The 20,062-nt window shown below is 69.1% G+C and carries 17 protein-coding genes; 13 read left to right on the top strand and 4 right to left on the bottom strand.

The features are described 5' to 3' along the window. The first annotated feature begins 41 nt into the window (after nucleotides 1–41). The gene (locus TSH58p_RS27800) at nucleotides 42–1,175 is read left to right on the top strand and encodes a D-alanyl-D-alanine carboxypeptidase family protein (RefSeq protein ID WP_109068933.1); all 1,134 of its coding nucleotides are present in this window, start codon (nucleotides 42–44) and stop codon (nucleotides 1,173–1,175) included. Nucleotides 1,176–1,185: 10 nt separating this feature from the next. On the opposite strand, the gene TSH58p_RS27805 is transcribed toward TSH58p_RS27800, so the two are convergent. Further along, nucleotides 1,186–1,494: a SelT/SelW/SelH family protein gene (locus TSH58p_RS27805; RefSeq protein ID WP_109068932.1), complete on the bottom strand. Its 309-nt coding sequence runs from the start codon at nucleotides 1,492–1,494 to the stop codon at nucleotides 1,186–1,188. A gap of 190 nt (nucleotides 1,495–1,684) precedes the next feature. Between TSH58p_RS27805 and TSH58p_RS27810 the strand changes: the two genes are divergently transcribed. The 3 genes from TSH58p_RS27810 to TSH58p_RS27820 all read left to right on the top strand — a co-directional run bounded on the left by TSH58p_RS27810 (nucleotide 1,685) and on the right by TSH58p_RS27820 (nucleotide 5,056). Beyond that, complete coding sequence (locus TSH58p_RS27810; protein WP_109068931.1) at nucleotides 1,685–2,131, top strand: hypothetical protein; 447 nt, start codon at nucleotides 1,685–1,687, stop codon at nucleotides 2,129–2,131. Nucleotides 2,132–2,268: 137 nt separating this feature from the next. Beyond that, nucleotides 2,269–3,309 carry an ABC transporter substrate-binding protein gene (locus TSH58p_RS27815; RefSeq protein ID WP_109068930.1) on the top strand — a complete coding sequence of 347 codons (1,041 nt, stop codon included), beginning with the start codon at nucleotides 2,269–2,271 and terminating at the stop codon, nucleotides 3,307–3,309. Between the two features lie 19 nt (nucleotides 3,310–3,328). After that, nucleotides 3,329–5,056 (top strand): iron ABC transporter permease, encoded by a 1,728-nt coding sequence (locus tag TSH58p_RS27820; protein ID WP_109068929.1) that lies wholly within the window; start codon nucleotides 3,329–3,331, stop codon nucleotides 5,054–5,056. On the opposite strand, the gene TSH58p_RS27825 is transcribed toward TSH58p_RS27820, so the two are convergent. Beyond that, nucleotides 5,057–6,151, bottom strand: a complete 1,095-nt coding sequence (locus TSH58p_RS27825; RefSeq protein WP_109068928.1) for an ABC transporter ATP-binding protein — start codon at nucleotides 6,149–6,151, stop codon at nucleotides 5,057–5,059. 95 nt (nucleotides 6,152–6,246) lie between these two features. On the opposite strand from TSH58p_RS27825, the gene TSH58p_RS27830 reads away from it, so the two are divergent. From TSH58p_RS27830 to TSH58p_RS27840, 3 genes are all read left to right on the top strand, one after another. Further along, on the top strand, nucleotides 6,247–7,341 hold the full coding sequence (locus TSH58p_RS27830; RefSeq protein WP_247873905.1) for an MBL fold metallo-hydrolase: 1,095 nt from the start codon (nucleotides 6,247–6,249) through the stop codon (nucleotides 7,339–7,341). Between the two features lie 62 nt (nucleotides 7,342–7,403). After that, nucleotides 7,404–8,651 (top strand): sodium:proton antiporter, encoded by a 1,248-nt coding sequence (locus tag TSH58p_RS27835; protein ID WP_109068926.1) that lies wholly within the window; start codon nucleotides 7,404–7,406, stop codon nucleotides 8,649–8,651. Between the two features lie 130 nt (nucleotides 8,652–8,781). Then, nucleotides 8,782–10,017 carry a YeeE/YedE family protein gene (locus tag TSH58p_RS27840; RefSeq protein ID WP_109068925.1) on the top strand — a complete coding sequence of 412 codons (1,236 nt, stop codon included), beginning with the start codon at nucleotides 8,782–8,784 and terminating at the stop codon, nucleotides 10,015–10,017. Between the two features lie 69 nt (nucleotides 10,018–10,086). Here the strand turns inward: TSH58p_RS27840 and TSH58p_RS27845 are convergent, their stop codons facing one another. Together TSH58p_RS27845 and TSH58p_RS27850 are read right to left on the bottom strand one after the other, a co-directional pair. After that, nucleotides 10,087–11,712: a calcium-binding protein gene (locus TSH58p_RS27845; protein WP_158282572.1), complete on the bottom strand. Its 1,626-nt coding sequence runs from the start codon at nucleotides 11,710–11,712 to the stop codon at nucleotides 10,087–10,089. 219 nt (nucleotides 11,713–11,931) lie between these two features. Then, nucleotides 11,932–12,834: a LysR substrate-binding domain-containing protein gene (locus TSH58p_RS27850; RefSeq protein ID WP_109068923.1), complete on the bottom strand. Its 903-nt coding sequence runs from the start codon at nucleotides 12,832–12,834 to the stop codon at nucleotides 11,932–11,934. Nucleotides 12,835–12,965: 131 nt separating this feature from the next. Between TSH58p_RS27850 and TSH58p_RS27855 the strand changes: the two genes are divergently transcribed. The 6 genes from TSH58p_RS27855 to TSH58p_RS27880 all read left to right on the top strand — a co-directional run bounded on the left by TSH58p_RS27855 (nucleotide 12,966) and on the right by TSH58p_RS27880 (nucleotide 19,998). Next, nucleotides 12,966–14,084, top strand: a complete 1,119-nt coding sequence (locus TSH58p_RS27855; RefSeq protein ID WP_109068922.1) for an S-(hydroxymethyl)glutathione dehydrogenase/class III alcohol dehydrogenase — start codon at nucleotides 12,966–12,968, stop codon at nucleotides 14,082–14,084. A 7-nt stretch (nucleotides 14,085–14,091) separates the two neighbouring features. After that, nucleotides 14,092–14,943: an S-formylglutathione hydrolase gene (fghA, locus tag TSH58p_RS27860; protein ID WP_109068921.1), complete on the top strand. Its 852-nt coding sequence runs from the start codon at nucleotides 14,092–14,094 to the stop codon at nucleotides 14,941–14,943. A 135-nt stretch (nucleotides 14,944–15,078) separates the two neighbouring features. Beyond that, on the top strand, nucleotides 15,079–16,065 hold the full coding sequence (locus TSH58p_RS27865) for a TAXI family TRAP transporter solute-binding subunit (protein WP_109068920.1): 987 nt from the start codon (nucleotides 15,079–15,081) through the stop codon (nucleotides 16,063–16,065). 254 nt (nucleotides 16,066–16,319) lie between these two features. Beyond that, nucleotides 16,320–18,395 (top strand): TRAP transporter permease, encoded by a 2,076-nt coding sequence (locus tag TSH58p_RS27870; protein ID WP_109068919.1) that lies wholly within the window; start codon nucleotides 16,320–16,322, stop codon nucleotides 18,393–18,395. 34 nt (nucleotides 18,396–18,429) lie between these two features. Then, nucleotides 18,430–19,443: an N-acetyltransferase DgcN gene (gene dgcN, locus TSH58p_RS27875; RefSeq protein ID WP_109068918.1), complete on the top strand. Its 1,014-nt coding sequence runs from the start codon at nucleotides 18,430–18,432 to the stop codon at nucleotides 19,441–19,443. Between the two features lie 126 nt (nucleotides 19,444–19,569). Beyond that, nucleotides 19,570–19,998, top strand: coding sequence for an NUDIX hydrolase (locus tag TSH58p_RS27880; RefSeq protein WP_246472577.1), 429 nt, complete (start codon nucleotides 19,570–19,572; stop codon nucleotides 19,996–19,998). Nucleotides 19,999–20,062 lie beyond the last annotated feature (64 nt).

Below are 20,062 nucleotides of genomic sequence, written 5' to 3' on the forward strand. Positions count from 1 at the left end.
CAGGGTACAGGAGGCGACCATCTCTCCATCCGGTCGCCATCATGCCGCGTTCGCCGTACGGTTTCGTCCTGCCGCTGCTTCTGTCCCTGGCCGTTGCCACGCCCGTCGCCTTCAACCCTGCGGACGCCCTCGCCAAGGCGGCCCAGGAGACGGTGCGCAAGCAAGCGCCCAAGCCCGCCGCCAAGACGGTCGCCAAGACGGCGCCTCAGAAGGCCGCGGCGTCCAAGACGGCGGCGAAGCCCGCCGCCGTCCGGACCGTGCACAAGGCCGCCGTCCACAAATCGGCCACCCAGAAGGCGGCCGTCCGCAAGGCCGCCGTCCACCGCACCGGCAAGGCGCGCCGTGCGGGACGCGTCGCCGCCGGGGCCGCCGCCGGCACCGTGGCGGGCGCCGCCGTCTTCCGCCCGGTCCATGCCTATGTGCTGATGGACGCGCAGTCGGGCCGGGTCCTCGATTCGGAGAACGCCGACACGCTGACCTACCCGGCGTCGCTGACCAAGATGATGACCCTGCTCCTGACCTTCGAGGCGCTGGAGCGGGGCACGCTGCGGCTGGACCAGGAACTGCCGGTCTCGCGCCACGCCACCAACCAGAAGCCGTCGCGCCTGAACCTCGCCGTCGGCTCGACCATCCGGGTGGAGGACGCGATCCTCGCCCTGACGGTGAAGTCGGCCAACGACGTCGCCGTCGTGCTCGCCGAAGCGCTGGGCGGCAGCGAGGAGCAGTTCGCCGAGATGATGACGGCCAAGGCGCAGGCGCTGGGCATGACCAGCACCACCTTCCGCAACGCCTCGGGCCTGCCGCACAAGGAGCAGCGCACCACCGCCCGCGACATGGCCCGCCTGTCGCGCGCCATCGTGTCCCGCCCGGCGCGGGAATACGCCTACTTCTCGCGCACGCGCTTCGACTGGAACGGCACGGTGGTGCCCGGCCACAACCGGCTGCTCGGCCGGGTGGAAGGGTACGACGGCATCAAGACGGGCTTCATCAACCTCAGCGGCTTCAACCTCGCCGGCAGCGCCAGCCGCAACGGCCAGCGGCTGGTCGCCGTCGTCCTGGGCGGCACCACCGCCGCCTCCCGCGACCGCGAGGTCGCCGAACTGCTGGAGCAGGGCTTCGGTTCCGCGCCGCCCAAGCAGACGGTGGCCGTCACCGACGTGAAGGCCGTCCGCTAAGCGTTTGTCCTCATGGCTCCGCCGGCCGCTTGCGGTCGGCGTGGCCCAGGGGCTTGTCCGGAGCGATGTGGTCGCGCACCCGCTGCTTCAGCTCGGTGATGTCGGGGAAGCGGCCCTCCTCCTTGCGCGACCAGATCACCGCCGCGCCGTGCCGCACCGCGAACACGCCCCCGGTGCCGGGCATCAGGGTGACACCGCCCAGCTCGTCCTCGAAGGTGGTCAGAAGCTCCTGCGCCATCCAGGCGGCGCGCAGCATCCAGCGGCACTGGCGGCAATACTCGATCTGAAGGATGGGCCGGTCGGTGGCGTCGCTGGTCACGGTCCTTGCTCCTGTCGCTTGGGCTGTCGCCCGTATAGGGTGCTGCCGAACGGCTTGTCTTCCAAGCCCTTCGCGCGGTTCCGTTCGAAGAAGGGGCGTCGCCGCCTCCCCACAGAGCGGTATCGCCAAAGACGCTTTGCCTCGCGGGCCCCTCCGGCGCTTTCCTGAAGCCGGAGCAACGAGGTGGAGCATGCCGGTACACACCGCGAAGCGCTTGTGGCGCCAGGAGACGGGCTGCGGATTCTGCATGCGGTCGGAAACCGGCGCCCTGTGGTGCCGTGGCCTGTGCCGCGACATCTCGCTGGCCGAGCTGGTCCACCGCGTGCACGCGGTCCGCGACAACGCCATGCGGCTGGAAGTCTCCACCCTGCTGGTGACCAAGCCGGCGCCCCTGCGCGCCGTGCCCGACGACAAGGATGCGCCCGCCGCCCGCGCCGCCCAGCTCCGCGGCGCTGCGGTGGACAGCATGGTGCGCAGCCTGTACCGCCTGCGCACCAGCGCCACCGCGGTGGCGCGCTCCACCGACCGGCTGGAGGCCACGCGCACCGCGCTGGGCCTCCGCAGGGAGGAAACCGCGTCCGCCGATCCTTCCCCCGCGGGGCGTCCCCTTTCCCTGAGCCGCCTCAATCGGGTATGACGCTGAGAACCGTCCGGAACGGTCGCCGTCACGTGGCTGTCATGGTTCTGGCGTAAACAAGGGCCTTCGTTCGCATACCGGGGCACTCCAATGGGGCTCCGGACCGGCGGAGACGACCAGAGAGGGAAACGGGAGACATGAAGGCCAAGCGCACACACCTCGCCGCGGCGTTCGCCGCCATCGGAACGACAATCGCCGCCGCCGCGAGCGCGCTTCTGCTGGCCTTGCCCGCCCAGGCCGCCGCCCAGACCACCATCGGCAAGCCCGCCGGCAAGCTGGTGCTCTACACCTCGCAGCTCGAAGCCGACGCCAAGCAGACGGTGGACGCCTTCAAGGCCAAGAACCCCGGCGTCGAGGTCGAATGGGTCCGCAGCGGCACGACCGAGCTGATGAACAAGCTGCGCGCCGAGATCGCCGCGGGCAGCCCGCAGGCCGACCTGCTGCTGATCGCCGACGCCGTGACCATGGAGTCGCTGAAGGCGGAGAAGCGCCTGCTGGCCTACAAGGACGCGCCGGTCCAGGGCTACCGCCCCGGCACCCACGATCCGGACGGCACGTGGTTCGCCACCAAGCTGATCACCACCGGCATCGCCTACAACACAGCGGCGCCGATGAAGCCCTCCTCCTGGCTCGACCTGCTGAAGCCGGAGGCCAAGGGCACCACCGTGATGCCCAGCCCCCTCTATTCCGGCGCCGCCGCCATCCACATGGCCGCCGTGAAGGAGCAGCCGGACCTCGGCATGGCCTTCTACGAGAAGCTCCAGGCCAACGGCACCACGGCCGCCAAGGGCAACGGCGGCATCCTGAAGTCGGTGGCCAGCGGCGAGAAGCTGTACGGCGTCATCGTCGATTACCTGCCGATCCGCGAGCAGGCCAAGGGCGCCCCCGTCGCCTTCGTCTTCCCCAAGGAGGGCGTCAGCGCGGTGACCGAGCCGGTCGCCATCCTGAACACCAGCAAGAATCCCGACGCCGCCAAGGCCTTCATCGCCTTCCTGCTGAGCAAGGAGGGGCAGGAGCTGGCCTCCCGCCAGGGCTTCCTGCCGGCGCTGCCGGGGGTGGCGCCGCCGGCGGGGTTCCCGGACACCTCCTTCATCTCGCTGATGCCCTATGACCCGGCCAAGGCGCTGAAGGACGACGAGGCCAACAAGAAGGACTTCGCCGACCTGTTCGGCGGCTGAGCCCATCCGGCGGATAAAAATGAGTCTTGCCACCCTCAACGACCGGCGGCCTTATCGGGCCGCCGGTGGTTTTTCCGTTTCCGGGGCGCCGCTGCTGTTCGCGCTGGCCGGACTGATCGTCCTGCTGCCGATCCTGCGGCTGGTGTGGGAGGTGGCCGGGCCGATGGCGTCGGGCGACCTGACGGCGATGACCCGCGTGCTGACGTCCAAGATGACGTGGCGCGCCACCGGCAACAGCGTCGCCATCGCGGCGGGGGCCACGGTCGTGGCGGCGGCGCTCGGCGTGCCCTTCGCTCTGCTCTGCGGCATGACCGACCTCAGGGGCAAGACGGCGCTGGCCTTCTGCCTGATCCTGCCTTTGATGATCCCGGCCCAGATCGTGGCCCTGTCGTGGATTCACCTCGCCGGGTCGGGCAGCCCGCTGCTGAAGCCGTTGGGCCTCGCCCCGGCGCCGGGCACGCCGAACCCCGTCTATTCCTCCGCCGGGATGATCCTGGTGATGGGGATCGAGCACGCGCCGCTGGTCTTCCTGGCGCTGCGCGCCGCCCTGCGCGCCGTGCCGCGCGATCTGGTCGAGGCGGCGCAGGCGGCGGGCGCCCGGCGCGGGCGGGTGCTGCGCACCATCGTCCTGCCGCTCAGCCTGCCGGGGCTGGCCGCCGGGCTGGCCCTGTCCTTCGTCGCGGCGCTGGGCAATTTCGGGGTTCCGGCGCTGCTCGGCATCCCGGCGGGGATTCCGGTGCTGCCGACGCTGATCTACCGGCGGCTGGCCGGCTTCGGCCCGTCGGTCCTGCCGGAGGTGGCGGTTCTGGCCGTGCTGATCGGCGCCATCGCCTGCGTCGGCATCGCCGCGCAGATGGCGCTCCAGGCGCGGGTGGACGCGCGGGTGATCGGCGGTTCGGCGCCCGCGGCGGTGCTGCGGCTGGGCCGTGCGCGGCGTCCGCTTGAAATCCTGTGCTGGACCGTTGTGGCGCTGATCCTGGCGGCGCCTCTGGCGGCGCTGGCCTCGACCAGCCTGATCCGCGTCTACGGCCTGCCGCTGGGGCCGGAGACGGCGACGCTGGCGCATTACGCGACGGTGCTGGGGCTGGATCAGGTGGGGCGGGCCTTCACCAACTCCTTCGGCCTGTCGGGGATGGCGGCGCTGCTGCTGACCCTGCTGGCGATCCCGCTGGCCCACGCCATGGCCGGTCCGGGCAAGGGCGGGCGGCTGGTCCGCGCCGTCGGCGTGCTGATCGAGTTGCCGCACGCGGTACCCGGCGTGGTGCTGGCCATCGGCTGCATCCTGGTCTTCCTGAAGCCGCTGCCGCTGCTGGGCGTCGGCCTCTACGGCACGCTGGGGATCATCCTGGCGGCCTATCTGGCGCGCTTCCTGTCGCTGGCCCTGCGCCCGGCCCAGGCCGCCTGCGCCGCGCTGGACCCGGCGATGGAGGAGGCGGCGCGCGCCTGCGGCGCCGGGCCGCTGCGCCGCCTGCGCACCATCGTCGCCCCGCTGGTGGCGCCCGCGGCGGCGGCGGGCGGGGTGCTGGTGTTCCTGACGGCCTTCAACGAGCTGACCGTGTCGATCCTGCTGTGGTCGCAGGGACGGGAGACCCTGGGCGTCGTCGTCTACGCGCTGGAGGAGGGCGGCAGCCCGACGCTCGCCGCCGCGCTGAGCGTGGTGACCATCGCGGTGGTGGTGGCGGTGCTGCTGGCGGTCGGCTGGCTGGGGCGGCGGTTGCCGGCGGGGATCATTCCCTGGCGGGGGTGATCACACCCCTTCCGGCACCACCCACCCGTCGCGGACCGCGAGGGGAACCGCCTCGCCCGGCGCCACCTGGGCGTCGCCGGACACCCGCAGCAGCAGGCGGACACCCGGCGCGGCCTGCGGTTCGGCCTCGACCAGCACGAAGCCGCCCTTGTAGGCGGCGCGCACCACCGTCGCGGCGATGGGGCCGTCCGCCGCCGGCTCCAGATCCTCGGGCCGCAGGCAGACCAGCGCCGGCCCCTCCGGCTGGCCGGGGCGGCAGCGGACCAGCGCCTCCGCCCCGAACAGGCGCACCCGCGCGCGGCCGTCCGCGACCGGACCCGTCACCACGCCGTCCACCACCGCGCCCTGGCCGACGAAGCCGGCGACCATGCGCGTCGCCGGTTCCCGGTAGAGCGTGCGGGGCGCCGCCACCTGGGCCAGCCGCCCGCGGTCGAGCACGGCGATGCGCGTCGCGAGCGCCATCGCCTCGGCCTGATCGTGGGTGACGTAGACCATGGTGGCGCCGGTCTTGGCGTGGAAGTCGGCGAACTCCTCCTCCATCGCCGCGCGCAGATGCACGTCGAGGTTGGCGAGCGGCTCGTCCAGCAGCACCAGCTCCGGGCTCATCACGAGGCAGCGGGCCAGAGCCACGCGCTGGCGCTGGCCGCCCGACAGCTCGGCGGGGTGGCGCGCGTCGAAGCCTGACAGGCCTACGGTATCCAAGGCGGCGCGCACCCGCTGCTCCCGCTCCGCGCGGGGAACGCGGGCGGTCTTTAGCGGGTAGGCGACGTTGCCGGCCACCGTCATGTGCGGCCACAGCGCGTAGGACTGGAAGACGAGGCCGATCCGCCGCTCCTCCGGCGGGACATGGGCGCCGGGGCCGGACAGGGTGCGCCCGCCGACCGTGATGCGCCCGCCGTCCAGCCGCTCGAACCCGGCGACCATGCGCAGCAGCGTGCTTTTCCCGCAACCCGACGGGCCGAGCAGGGCGAGGAACTCCCCCGCCGCCACGTCGATGGTCACGCCGTCCACCGCGGGGGCGGGCGTCCCGGCATAGTGGCGGGAGGCGTCGTCTATCAACAATGCGGGCAGAAGTGCGGGAGTCTGGATGGTCATGGCACCGGAAGTCGCGCTATTCAGGAAGGCAGCGAGGGATAGGCACAGTGCGGAACGGGGGCGTGATGTCAAGTGACGCTGCTATGACGGGGGCGATGACGGGGCGCGGGGTCAAGGTCCGGCTGCGCGCCCTGTCGGGTCTGGGCAACAAGGGACCGGCCTGCTTCCTGGCGATGGTCGGTGGGGCGCGGCTGCTGCTCGACCTCGGCGAGGGGCCTGACGCCGGGCGCCTGCCGCCGTTGAGCGGGGCGGGGCGGGTGGACGCCATCCTGATCACCCACACCCACGGCGACCATGCCGGCGCCCTCGGCCTGCGCCACCGGGTCGGCAGCCCGCCGGTCTACGCCACGCCGCTCGCCGCCCGATTCCTGCCGCCCACCGTCGCGGCGCATCCCTTGCCGGTCCGCGGGACGGTGGAGATCCAGGGCGTGCCGGTGACCACCGGGCGGTCCGGCCACGCGCCGGGCGGGGTGTGGATCCACCTGGGCACGCAGGACGGCGGGCTGCTCTACATGGGCGACCATTCCGACGAATCGGCCCTGTTCCCCTTCGACCCGCCGCCGCCGGCGCGGCGGGTGATCCTCGACGCCTCCTACGGGCTGGACGACACCCCGCAGGCGGAGCGGCTGGCCGCGCTGGAGCCCTTCCTGCACGCGGGCGGCGCGCTGTTCCCGGTGGCGGCGGACGGGCGCGGGCCGGAAATGGCCCTGTGGGCGATGGACCATGGCGTCGTCCCGGCCATCGACGACGCCCACCGCGCCGCCATCGCCCATCTGCTGGCCGAGGCCGACACCGCCCTGCGTCCCGGCGCGGAGGAGCGTTTGCGCCGGCTGCTCGACCGCGCCAAGGCGCCGGGCGACCCGCGCGACGCGACCTTCGCCGCCGGTCCCAACGCCACCAGCGGCACCGCCGCCGAACTGGTGGAGCGCTGGGCGGGCGTGGATGGGCCGGACATCGTCTTCACCGGCTACCTTGCCGCGGGCACGCCGTCGCGCACCCTGGTCGATGCGGGGCGCGCGCGATACCTGCGCTGGAACGTCCACCCCACGCTGCGCCAGTTGACGGCGCTGGTGGCCGCGACGGGGGCGGAGCTGGTGCTGCCCGCCTTCGGCGACATCCGATACCGGGAGGACTGGCGGGCCGCCTTCGCCCCGGCAATCCTGGAAGGTCTGGACGCTCCGGAGGACTGAGCGCGAGAGGATCGCGGCGGACGCCCTGTTGGCATGGCTTGTCCCCTTGCCGACGGAGGTTCATGGGCACGTTCGAGCTGCTGTCCATCCTGCTGACGCTGGCGGCGCTGTTCAGCTTCGCCAGCCGCGGCCTGCTCGGCCTGCCGGCGACGGCGGGGGTGTTCCTTCTGGCCTTCGGCTTCGCCTTCGCGACCGCGGTGGTCGGGACCCTGGTCCCGGCCATCGACATCCGCGTCTGGGAGGACCGTCTGGTGACCAGCACCCACCTGCCCGAAGCGCTGCTGGAGGGTGTCCTGGCCTTCCTGCTGTTCGCCGGGGCGGTGGAGCAGGACAGCGGCACGCTGTGGCGGCGCCGCTGGGCGGTGGCGCTGCTGGCGACGCTCGGTGTCGTGATCTCGACCGCCGTCATGGGCACCGGCATGTGGATGGTCTTCGACGCCATGGGCCAGCCGGTGCCGCTGCTGTGGTGTCTGGTGCTGGGGGCGGCGCTGGCGCCGACCGACCCGGTGGCGGTGCTGGCCGTGCTGCGCAAGGCGCCGCTGCCGGAAGGGCTGCGCACCGCCATCGCCGGGGAGAGCCTGTTCAACGACGGCATGGGGGTGGTGCTGTTCGTCCTTCTGCTCGGGCTGGCCACCGGGACCGACACCGATGTGACGGTTCTGGGCGTCGCCTGGGACATCGTAAGGGAGGCGGGCGGCGGCGGCCTGCTCGGGCTGGCGACCGGCTCCCTGGCCTTCTGGGCGAAAAGCCGGGCGGACGATCCGGCGGTGGAGCTGGCCATCTCCCTCGCCCTGGCGGCGGCGACCTACAGCCTCGCCCAGCGGCTCGGCCTGTCCGGACCCATCGCGGTGGTGATGGCGGGGCTGCTGATCGGCAACACGGCGAAGCACCATGTCTCGTCGGAGCGGTCGGGCTTCATCCTGAAGGCCTTCTGGTCGATGGTGGACGCGATCCTGAACGCCGTGCTGTTCATGCTGGTCGGACTGGAGGCGGCGGTGGTGCTGTCCTGGCAGGCGCCGGTGATGGCCGCGGCGGTCATGGCGCCTCTGCTGGCGCTGGTGGCCCGGCTGGCCAGCATCCTGCCCGTGGTCGCCGTCCATCTGCGCAGCCAGCGCAAGGCGGCGGCGACCGCCGTGCTGACCTGGGGCGGGGTGCGCGGCGGCATCGCCGTGGCGCTGGTCCTGTCGCTCCCCGACAACCCGCACCGCGACCTGTTGCTGGTCGCCTGCTACGCCGTCGTCGCCTTCACCATCATCGTGCAGAGCCTGACGCTCGGCCGGCTGGCGCGGCGCCTGTTTCCTGATGGCTGACGGATCAACTCCGCGCAGGCCAGGGATGCGCAGAACGGACTTTCCTGTGGAAAGCCTCCCATTATCTACTGAAACCAATCAGGCAATCGCCTTTATCAACGTTTCATTTTTGTTGTTTTGGAGTGTCGGGATGACGGACACGACTCTGGGCCGGGCGGCGGGTTCGGCCACGCTTCTGCCGGGCATCGATTGGCGGGTGGTCACCGTGGCGCTGCTCGCCCTGGTGGGCGGCGGCCTGTGGATCGGCGACGCCGTGTCGGGGCGGCAGGCGGCTCTCTATCTGGTGGGCGGCGCCATGGGCCTCGTGCTGTACCACGCGCTGTTCGGCTTCACCTCCGCCTTCCGCGTCTTCATCGCGGACCGGCGCGGGGCGGGGCTGCGGGCGCAGATGATCATGCTCGCCGTGGCCTGCGCGCTGTTCTTCCCGGTTCTGGCGGCGGGGACGCTGTTCGGCACGCCGGTGAAGGGGCTGGTGTCGCCGGTCGGCCTGTCGGTGGTGGCCGGCGCCTTCCTGTTCGGCATCGGCATGCAGCTGGGCGGCGGCTGCGCCTCGGGCACGCTGTTCACGGTGGGCGGCGGCAACACGCGGATGGTCGTGACGCTGGCCTTCTTCATCGTCGGCTCGGTGCTGGGCGCCTATCACCTGCCCTGGTGGCAGGGGCAATGGACGGCCGCTCCGGTGTCGGTGGTCGCAGCCTGGGGCTGGCCGGTGGCGCTGGCGGTCAACCTCGCCATTTTCGCCGCCGTCTATGCCGGCACCCTCGCGCTGGAGAAGCGGCGCCACGGCCGCCTGATCGAGGGCGCCCCGGCGAAGACGGAGGGGCTGCGGCGCTTCCTGCGCGGACCCTGGCCGCTGGTCTGGGGCGCGGTGGCGCTGGCGGTGCTGAACTTCGCGACGCTGGCGCTGGCCGGGCGCCCGTGGGGCATCACCTCGGCCTTCGCGCTGTGGGGCAGCAAGGGGCTGGCCGCGCTGGGCGTGGACGTCGCCTCCTGGCCCTTCTGGCAAGCCCCGGCCCAAGCCAGGGCGTTGCAGGACAACGTGCTGGCCGACGTCACCTCGGTGATGGATTTCGGCATCATCCTGGGCGCGCTGCTCGCCGCCGGGCTGGCCGGCAAGTTCGCCCCGGTGTGGAAGCTGCCGCTGCGGTCGCTGGTGGCGGCGGTGGTCGGCGGGCTTCTGCTCGGCTACGGCTCGCGCCTCGCCTACGGCTGCAACATCGGTGCCTATTTCAGCGGGATCGCGTCGGGCAGCCTGCACGGCTGGGTGTGGATCGTGGCGGCGCTGGCCGGCAATTACCTGGGCACCGCCCTGCGCCCGTTCTTCGGCCTGGAGGTCGAGCGCACGCCACGTCCGACCGCCTGCTGAGCGGAGTGTGAATAAAGAAGCCGGTGAGCCACCGAAGGGGCGGCTCATCGGTTTCACAGGCCGGAAACGCTATGAGCCGTAGGGTACGATTACGATGTCCGAGGCTGACAGCGTATCCATATAGAACCGGGCGATCTGGATCGCTGCGCCCGAGCCGATGCCGTCAGCGTCGTAATACAGGGTACGGAACATCGTATCGAAAATGAGGCGGTCGTCGGCATCGGCCGGCATGTCCAGCGCGAACATGTTCGCATCCAGCGTGCCAACCGGAAGACCAAAGGTCGATGCTTCCAGTTCGATGCGATCCTCTCCACTCTGGAAATCCTCGATGGTGTCGCCTGACCAGGGGTCGATGCTCAGGCGGAAAGCGTCGGCGCCAGCGCCGCCATTCAGCCGATCGGGGTTCAGCCCCCCGATGAGAGTGTCGTCACCATCTCCACCATACAGAAAGTCGGTCTCGTCCCCACCGCTCAGTCGGTTCGCTGCGGCGTTGCCAATCAGAGTGTCACTTTGATTACTTCCGATGACGTTCTCAATATCGTTGAATGTATCGCCATCGGCATAACCTCCGCTTCCGGTTCCGGTGGCAAGGTTCACGGTCACTCCCGACCACATCGGATTGCTGCTGTAACTCACAGTGTCGATGCCGGCCCCACCATCAAGCGCATCGCTTCCAAACCCGCCCACGAACGTGTCATTCCCGGCGCCGCCGTTGATTTCGGTCGCGCTATAGACATTGTGGGCATCGAGCACGTCGTCGCCACCACCGCCATAGACGCGCTCAACCTGCCACGCGCCGAGGTCGATGTATCGTGGGTCGTCTTGTTGAATAACGACGGTGTCGAACCCCGATCCGCCGATGACGACAGCCGCGTTTCCGCTGATGTAGAAACAGTCATCGCCCATTTCACCCAAGAGCGTGTCGGCCCCCTCCCCACCGATCAGGGTGTCGTTGCCCATGCCACCTTCCAGGAGATCGTCCCCCTCTCCACCAGCAAGCCAGTCGTCGCCCGCGTCGGCCTGCAACGTGTCGTTTCCAGCTCCACCGGAAAGCGAGTCGTCGCCGGAGCCGCCCTGCAGGTGATCGTCTCCGTCGTCGCCGGACAAGGTGTCGTTTGCAGAGCCGCCGCAAATCGTGTCGTTGCCGCCCCCTCCGTTAATGACGACATTTTCCGATCCATAGTCGGCGTTGATCGAGTCATTGCCGCCGCTGCCATAGGCGACTTCGAAATTCGCGAGGTGAAGGTTGAGTGTAATCCCTTCATTTCCCAATACGATCACGGTGTCGTGCCCGTCGCCTCCGTCAAAGAAATAATCAAAGCTATCAACGTAGAGTGTGTCGTCTCCTTCCCCGCCATGTATAAAATCCGCGCCGGCGCCGCCGAAAAGCGTATCGTTACCTTCTTCACCAATCAGATTGTCATCGCCATCGCCCCCGTCCAGAATGTCATTGCCTTCTCCGCCAAACAGGGTGTCGTCGCCACTTCCCCCATTCAGAACGTCGTTCCCTTGGTCGCCTCTGAGAAAGTCGGCACCATTGTCACCGGTTAGTGTGTCGCTCCCTTCGCCACCATAGATTCCGTCCTCACCATCACCTCCGATCAGCACGTCGCCGCCTTCTTCTCCGCTGATCAAATCATTGTCCAGTGTTCCCTCCAAATAATCGGCTTCCAATGTTCCTGAAATGATCGCCATTTTCTGACTCCCGATTGAGTGCCGCTGTGTTTTCGCGTCTTGCGGCCGCAACATAAAAATTAGCAACAACGAAAGGCGGAAGCCTGTGACGGTGATCACTTCTCCACGTTGCATTTGATGTGGCAGCTTGCCGCATCAGGATAAAAAACGATGAAAACTCTCTAAAAAGATGCGGTTCGTCCTTCGTCGGAGCGCGGGCGGGGCAGGTGGCGCCAAACCTCAGCGGTACTCTGGCCTCCGGGCCAGCCCTTCCTTCAGATGCTGGATCAGCAGCCGCACCTTGGGCGACAGGTGGCGCTGCGGCGGGTAGACGGCCCAGACGGCGGTGTTGGGCGGGCGGTGGGCTTCCAGAAGAGAAACCAGCCGGCCCGCCGTCAGGTGCTCCACCACATAGTAGTCGGGCAACTGGCACAGCCCGAAGCCGCGCAGCGCCGCGTCCAGCACCGCCGTGCCGCTGTTGCAGCGCCAGCGCCCCTGCGGCCGGAACAGCCACTCCGGGCCTCCATCCTCCAGCGATCCCGCGTCGAAGGTCCAGCCGTCCGCGGTGCCGGTCAGGCAATCGTGCTCGGCAAGGTCGGCCAGCCGGCGCGGCGTCCCTCGCCGCTCCAGATAGGACGGGGCGGCGCACAGATGCATGACCCGCGGCGCGATCCGCGTGGCGACGAGGCTGGAATCCATCAGCCGCCCCAGCCGCACCGCCAGATCCACCCCCTCGTGCACCAGATCCAGCCGGCGGTTCGTCAGCTCGATCTCGACGCGGAGCTGGGGGTGGCGCTCCAGGAAATCGTTGACCAGCGGAACCACGAACCGCTCGCCGTAGGCCACCGCGCAGGTCAGCCGCAGCAGGCCCTTCGGTTCCGCCTGGAGGTCGCTGACGGCGAGCAGCGCCTCGTCCCGCTCCTCGATCAGGCGGCGGCAGTGGGCGAGCAGGGAGCGGCCCGCCTCGGTCAGCGTCACGCTGCGGGTGGTGCGGTAGAACAGGCGGGCCTGCAGCCGGTCCTCCAGCCGCGCCACCTGCCGGCTGACCTGCGAGGAGGAGATGCGCAGCCGCTCCGCCGCGCGGGAGAAGCCGCCGCACTCGGCCACCGCCACGAATTCGTCGATGCCATCCCAGCGGCTCACCCGTCAAACTCCCAATTCCACGCCGATTATCCCCATACGGCAACAATCCTCTCCAACATTGCAGCGTTGTCAACGCGCGCGGAATGCTAACGTCGATCATCAAAGAAACGCGAACGCATGGAGACGGTGGGATGGTGAAGTCACGCGCGGCGGTGGCCTGGGAAGCGAAGCGCCCCCTGGAGATCGAAGAGGTCGAGGTCGCGGCGCCCAAGCAGGGCGAGGTTCTGGTGCGCATCGTCGCCACCGGCGTCTGCCACACCGACGCCTACACCCTGTCCGGCATGGATTCGGAAGGCGTGTTTCCGGCGATCCTGGGCCATGAGGGCGCCGGCATCGTCGAGGAGGTCGGGCCGGGCGTCACCTCCGTCCAGGTCGGCGACCATGTGATCCCGCTCTACACGCCGGAATGCGGCAAGTGCAAATTCTGCCTGTCCGGCAAGACCAACCTCTGCCAGGCGATCCGCGCCACCCAGGGCAAGGGGCTGATGCCGGACGGCACCACCCGCTTCACGGCGAAGGGCCAGCCGGTGTTCCACTACATGGGCACCTCCACCTTCTCCGAATACACGGTGCTGCCGGAGATCGCCGTCGCCAAGATCAACAAGGCGGCCCCGCTGGAGAAGGTCTGCCTGCTCGGCTGCGGCGTGACCACCGGCATGGGTGCTGTGCGCAACACCGCGAAGGTCGAGCCGGGCTCGACGGTCGCCATCTTCGGCCTGGGCGGCATCGGCCTGTCGGCGATCATCGGCGCGGTCATGGCCAAGGCGTCGCGCATCATCGGCATCGACATCAACCCCGACAAGTTCGAGATCGCCAAGCAGCTCGGCGCCACCGACGTGGTGAACCCGCAGGACTACGACCGCCCCATTCAGGAGGTGCTGGTCGAGATGACCGACGGCGGCGTCGATTACAGCTTCGAGTGCATCGGCAACGTGAAGGTGATGCGCGCCGCTCTGGAATGCTGCCACAAGGGCTGGGGCGAGTCGGTCATCATCGGCGTCGCCGGGGCGGGGGAGGAGATCAGCACCCGCCCGTTCCAGCTCGTCACCGGGCGCGTCTGGCGCGGCTCCGCCTTCGGCGGCGTCCGCGGCCGGTCGGAGCTGCCGGATTACGTGGAGCGCTACCTGAAGGGCGAGTTCGAGCTGGACACCTTCATCACCCACACCATGGGGTTGGAGGACATCAACAAGGCCTTCGACCTGATGCACGAGGGCAAGAGCATCCGCTCCGTCATCCTCTACAACCCGTGAGGACCGGATGGATTCGCAACTGACCCAGATCGCGGCGAACCGCTGCTTCGGCGGCTGGCACAAGCGCTTCCGGCACCGCTCCGCGGTGCTGGACTGCGACATGGTCTTCGCCGTCTATCTGCCGCCGCAGGCCGAGGCGGGTAGGGTGCCGGTGTTCTACTGGCTGTCCGGCCTGACCTGCACGGACGAGAACTTCATGCAGAAGGCCGGCGCCATGCGGATGGCGGCGGAACTCGGCATCGCCATCGTCGCGCCGGACACCAGCCCGCGCGGCCCCGACGTGCCCGGTGACCCGGACGGCGCCTGGGACTTCGGGCTGGGCGCCGGCTTCTACGTCAACGCGACGCGGGAGCCGTGGGCGAAGCACTACCGCATGCACGACTATGTGGTGCGGGAACTGCCGGAGCTGGTCGAGGCGGAATTGCCGGTGACCGACCGGCGCTCCATCTCCGGCCACTCCATGGGCGGGCACGGCGCGCTGGTCTGCGCGCTGCGCAATCCGGGCCGCTACCGCGCCGTGTCGGCCTTCGCGCCGATCGGGAACCCGGCCAGCGTGCCCTGGGGCGAGAAGGCGTTCGAGCGCTTCTTCGGCACCGACTACGCGGCGTGGCTGGACTGGGACAGCTGCGCCCTGCTGGGCCGCGCCACCGAGAAGCTGCCGATCCTGGTGGACCAGGGCGACGCCGACAGCTTCCTGGAGAAGCAGCTGAAGCCGGAGAACCTGCAACGGGCGGCGGAGGCGGCTGGCCACCCGCTGACCCTGCGGATGCAGCCGGGCTACGACCACAGCTATTTCTTCATCGCCAGCTTCATCGACGACCATCTGCGCCACCACGCGGCGGCGCTGCTGGAAGACTGACCCGTTTCGTCCGAACATACGGCCCGCCCGCTTCCGGAATGGGCCGTATGTTCGGACGGGACACCCATTCGTATCGACAAGCCTCCTACCCAAAGGCATCATTTCGTTACGACGCGAAATAATTGGGAGGTTGTCGTGAAGTTCATGTCCAAGACCCGCCGTCTGGCCTTCGCCGCCGTGGCGGGCGCGGTCGCCATCGGCGCCACCGTCGCCGTGGCGCAGACCCAGGCCTTCTTCCGCATCGGCACGGGCGGCACCGCCGGCACCTACTATCCGGTGGGCGGTCTGATCGCCAACGTCATCTCCGGCGCCAACGGCGGCGTGCCCGCTCTGGTGGCGACCGCCGTGGCCTCCAACGGTTCCGTCGCCAACATCAACGCCATCAAGGGTGGTTCGTCCGAGTCGGGCTTCTCGCAGTCGGATGTCGCCTATTGGGCCCACACCGGCACCGGCCTGTTCGAGGGCAAGGGCAAGGTGGAGGACCTGCGCGTCATCGCCACGCTCTACCCGGAGACCATCCATCTGGTCGCCCGCAAGGACGCCAACATCAAGTCGGTCGCCGACCTGAAGGGCAAGCGGGTGTCGCTGGACGAGCCGGGTTCCGGCACGCTGGTCGACTCGCGCATCGTGCTGGGCGCCTTCGGCCTGACCGAGAAGGACGTGAAGGCGGAGTATCTGAAGCCGGGTCCGGCGGGCGACCGCCTGCGCGACGGCGCGCTGGACGCCTACTTCTTCGTCGGCGGGTACCCGACCGGCGCCATCTCCGAACTGGCGACCTCCTCGGGCATCTCGCTGGTTCCGATCACCGGTCCGGAGATCGACAAGATGCTGGCCGAGTACCAGTTCTTCGCCAAGGACACGGTTCCGGCCAACACCTACAAGGACGTTCCGGAGACGCCGACCATCTCCGTCAACGCCCAGTGGCTGACCAGCGCCAAGCAGCCGGACGACCTCGTCTACAACATCGTCAAGACGCTCTACAACGAGAAGAGCCGCGCCGCGCTCGAGGCCGGCCATGCCAAGGGCAAGCTCGTGACGTTGCAGACGGCGACCAACGGCCTGGGCATCCCGCTGCATCCGGGTGCGGAGAAGTTCTACAAGGAACAGGGCGTCCTGAAGTAAGGCGCGTCGATACTACTGTCTTAAGCCCTCTTCTTTCAGGGGAGAGGGCGCCCCGAAGGGCCTTTCGCGCTGGCCGAAGGCCAGCGCCGACGGCTCTCAGCGGATGTTTACGGCATCCGCTGAGAGCCGGCGAGGGGGATGCGCTTTTGCTGAACTTTCCGACACGCGCAACCCCCTCACCCTAACCCTCTCCCCAGAGGGGCGAGGGGATTTTGACCATGCGCCAGCCCCGCCCGACATATTCTGGAGCATCCATGACCGATACCCATCGCGATCCGCCATCCAACATCCGGCTGGATTCCGCGTCCATGGAACTCGACGAGGCCAAGGCGCGGGAGTTGGAGGAGAAGTTCGACTCCGAGATCCGCTTCCGGCCGCTGTCGCCGCTGGCGGGAAAGCTGGTCGGCGGCCTGCTGATCATTCTGTCGCTGTTCCACTATTACACCGCCGGTTTCGGCCTGCTGCCGGAGATGGAGCATCGCGGCATCCATCTGTCCTTCGTGCTGGGCCTCGTCTTCCTGGTCTTCCCCTTCACCAAGCGCGGCTACGGCGAGCCGATGATGGGCACGCTGCTGCGCCCGCTGGGCATCGGCCTCCAGGACTGGGCGCTGGCCATCGGCGCGGTGGTCGCGGTGATGCACGTCCCGCTGATCCCGCTCGACGATCTGGCCTTCCGCGTCGGCAACCCGACCACCACCGACGTGATCCTCGGCTCCATCCTGATCATCGTGCTGCTGGAGGCGACCCGCCGGTCGGTCGGCTGGCCGCTGCCGATCATTTCGCTGATCTTCATGAGCTACGCGATCTGGGGGCCGCAGATGCCGGGGCTGCTGAAGCATCCCGGCGCCACGATCTCCCAGCTCGTCGACCATCTGTACCTGACGACGCAGGGCGTCTACGGCATCGCGCTCGGCGTGGTGGCGACCTACGTCTTCCATTTCGTGCTGTTCGGCGTCTTCGCCACGCGCATCGGTCTGGGGCAGCTCTTCCTCGACTGCGCCGCCTGGGTGGCCGGGCGCTACGCGGGCGGTCCCGCCAAGGTCGCCATCTTCGGGTCGGCGCTGTTCGGCATGATCTCCGGCTCCTCGGTCGCCAACACGGTGACGGTGGGCTCGCTGACCATCCCGGCGATGAAGCGGCTGGGCTACAAGCCGCATTTCGCCGCCGCCGTGGAATCGACGGCCTCGACCGGCGGGCAGATCACCCCGCCGATCATGGGTGCCGCCGCCTTCCTGATGATCGAGTTCCTGGGACTGCCCTACACGACCATCATCATGGCGGCCATCGTCCCGGCCTTCATGCATTTCTTCGGCGTTCTGGTGCAGGTGCATTTCGAGGCCAAGCGCAACGGCCTGCGCGGCCTGCGCCCGGACGAGATGCCGGATCTGAAGGAGGCCTTCCGCCGCGACTGGCCGACGGTCATCCCGCTGGTGGTGCTGATCGGCATCCTGATCGCCGGCTACACGCCCTACATGGCGGCCTTCTGGGGCATCACCCTGTGCATCGCGGTCGGCCTGCTGAACCCGCGCAAGCGCATGACCATCTGGGAGGTGCTCGACGGCCTGCGCGACGGCGCCAAATACGCGCTGGCGGTCGGCGCCGCCGCCGCCACGGTGGGCATCATCGTCGGCGTGGTCACGCTGACCGGCGTGGGCTTCAAGATCTCCTACATCGTCACCTCGACCGCCGGTGACATGGCGGCCTGGGCGGGGGCCTTCCTGCCGGGCTGGCTGGCCGACGCCAAGGGGCTGACGCTGCTGTTCACCCTGATCATGACCGGCATCGTCTGCATCCTGATGGGCTGCGGCATCCCGACGACGGCCAACTACATCATCATGGCGACCATCGCCGCCCCGGCGCTGGGTCTGCTGGGCGTGGCGCCGATCGTGGCGCACTTCTTCGTCTTCTATTACGGCGTGCTGGCCGACATCACGCCGCCGGTGGCGCTGGCTGCCTACGCCGCGGCGGGCATGGCGGGGGCCGACCCCTTCAAGACCGGCAACACCGCCTTCCGGCTGGGGCTGGCGAAGGCGCTGGTGCCCTTCGTCTTCGTCTTCTCGCCGTCGCTGCTGCTGGTGGCGCCGGGCTTCAACTGGCCGGACTTCTTCATCGCCTTCCTCGGCTGCATCGTCGGCATCGTCTGCCTGGGCGCCACCCTGACCGGCTGGCTGCTGACCACCATGCGGGGGTGGGAGCGGGTGATGCTCGGCATCGCCGCCATCCTGCTGGTGACGCCGGAGCTGTACTCGTCGCTGCTGGGTCTGGCGCTGATCGTGCCCGTCCTGCTCCGACAGATGTCCGCCCGCCGCCTGACGCCCGAAGCCGCCTGACAAGAACAACCGGTCTCTTCGAGAGGACCCGACCATGAACATTCCCCATCCCTACCTGATGTTCCTCGGCGACGTGCAGGACCAGCTCGGCGCCAAGACGGCGCAGGGCATCGTGGACTGGCGGCGCGACTGGTGCCTCGGCCAGATCCGGCTGGAGGGCTGCCAAGCCGACCTCGGCATCCCCGACATGACCATCGCCGAGGCGGCGGGGCAGGGCGCCCGCACGCTGGTGGTCGGCGTGGTCAACGCCGGCGGCGTCCTGCCGGAGCACTGGACGAGCGTCATCGTCCAGGCCATCGAGGCCGGCATGGACGTGGCGAGCGGCCTGCACACCCGGCTGGAGAGCATCCCGGCCATCGCCGAGGCGGCGGCGCGTCACGGCCGCCAGCTCTTCAACGTGCGCCATTCCGACCAGCGCTTCGCGACCGGCAAGGGCACCAGGCGACCGGGCCGGCGGCTGCTGACCGTCGGTACCGACTGCTCCGTCGGCAAGAAGTACACGGCGCTGGCGCTGGAGAAGGAGATGCGCGCCCGCGGCCTGGACGCGGATTTCCGCGCCACCGGCCAGACCGGAGTCTTCATCTCCGGACGCGGGGTCGCCATCGACGCGGTGGTGGCGGACTTCATCTCCGGCGCGGTGGAGTGGATCGCCCCGGCGGCCGATCCCGCCCACTGGGACCTGATCGAGGGGCAGGGCTCGCTCTACCACCCGTCCTTCGCGGGCGTGTCGCTGGGGCTGCTGCACGGCGCCCAGCCAGACGCCTTCGTCGTCTGCCACGAGCCGACCCGCAGCACCATGCGCGGCGTGCAGCACCCGCTGCCGTCGATCCAGGAGGTCATCGACCTGACGATCCGTTGCGGACGGCTGACCAACCCGGCCATCCGTCCGGTCGGAATCGCCATCAACACCAAGGCCTACGGCGAGGACGAGGCGCGCGCCTGCCTGGAGGCGGCGGCCAAGGCCCATGGTCTTCCGGCCAGTGATCCTATCCGGTTTGGCGTAGGCGAAATTGTTGACCGTCTGACGGAAGAATTTGCCACTGAGTAACGTTAATAGGGGATGATCATGGTGCCGGTGGGCGGCACGGAGCAGTACCGCCCATCGTCCTATGAATGATCGCCCGCCATCCCGTTCAGCCGAGTTGGATCGCGGGTCCGGCCTTCCCACTTGGACATGATGAGCAGCCGCACTCCCGCCACCCAATACGCCGCCCTTCCTTTCCGCCTGCGCAACGGCCGGCCGGAAATCCTGCTGGTCACGTCGCGGGAAACCAAGCGGTGGATCATCCCCAAGGGGTGGGCGGAGGAAGGGGTCAAACCCTGCGCCATGGCGGCGCGGGAGGCCTATGAGGAAGCCGGGGTGCGGGGCACCGTCGATCACCGGCCCTTCGGCAATTTCCGCTACATGAAGCGGCTCAGCGTCAACAAGTCGGTCCTGTGCGCGGTGACCGTCTTCCTGCTGGAAGTCGACGAGGTGCTGGACGAGTGGCCCGAGAAGGGCCAGCGCGAGCGCCGCTGGCTGACCCCATCCCAGGCCGCTCTGGCCGTGGGGGAAAGCGGCCTCGTGGAGATGCTGCTGCGGCTGGGCATCCCGCCGGATTGAAGCCGGACCGGGACCAAGCTCTTGGCAAAGAAAAAAGGCCCCTTCCGCATCGGCGGAAGGGGCC

Source organism: Azospirillum sp. TSH58, from assembly GCF_003119115.1.
Taxonomy (GTDB): domain Bacteria; phylum Pseudomonadota; class Alphaproteobacteria; order Azospirillales; family Azospirillaceae; genus Azospirillum.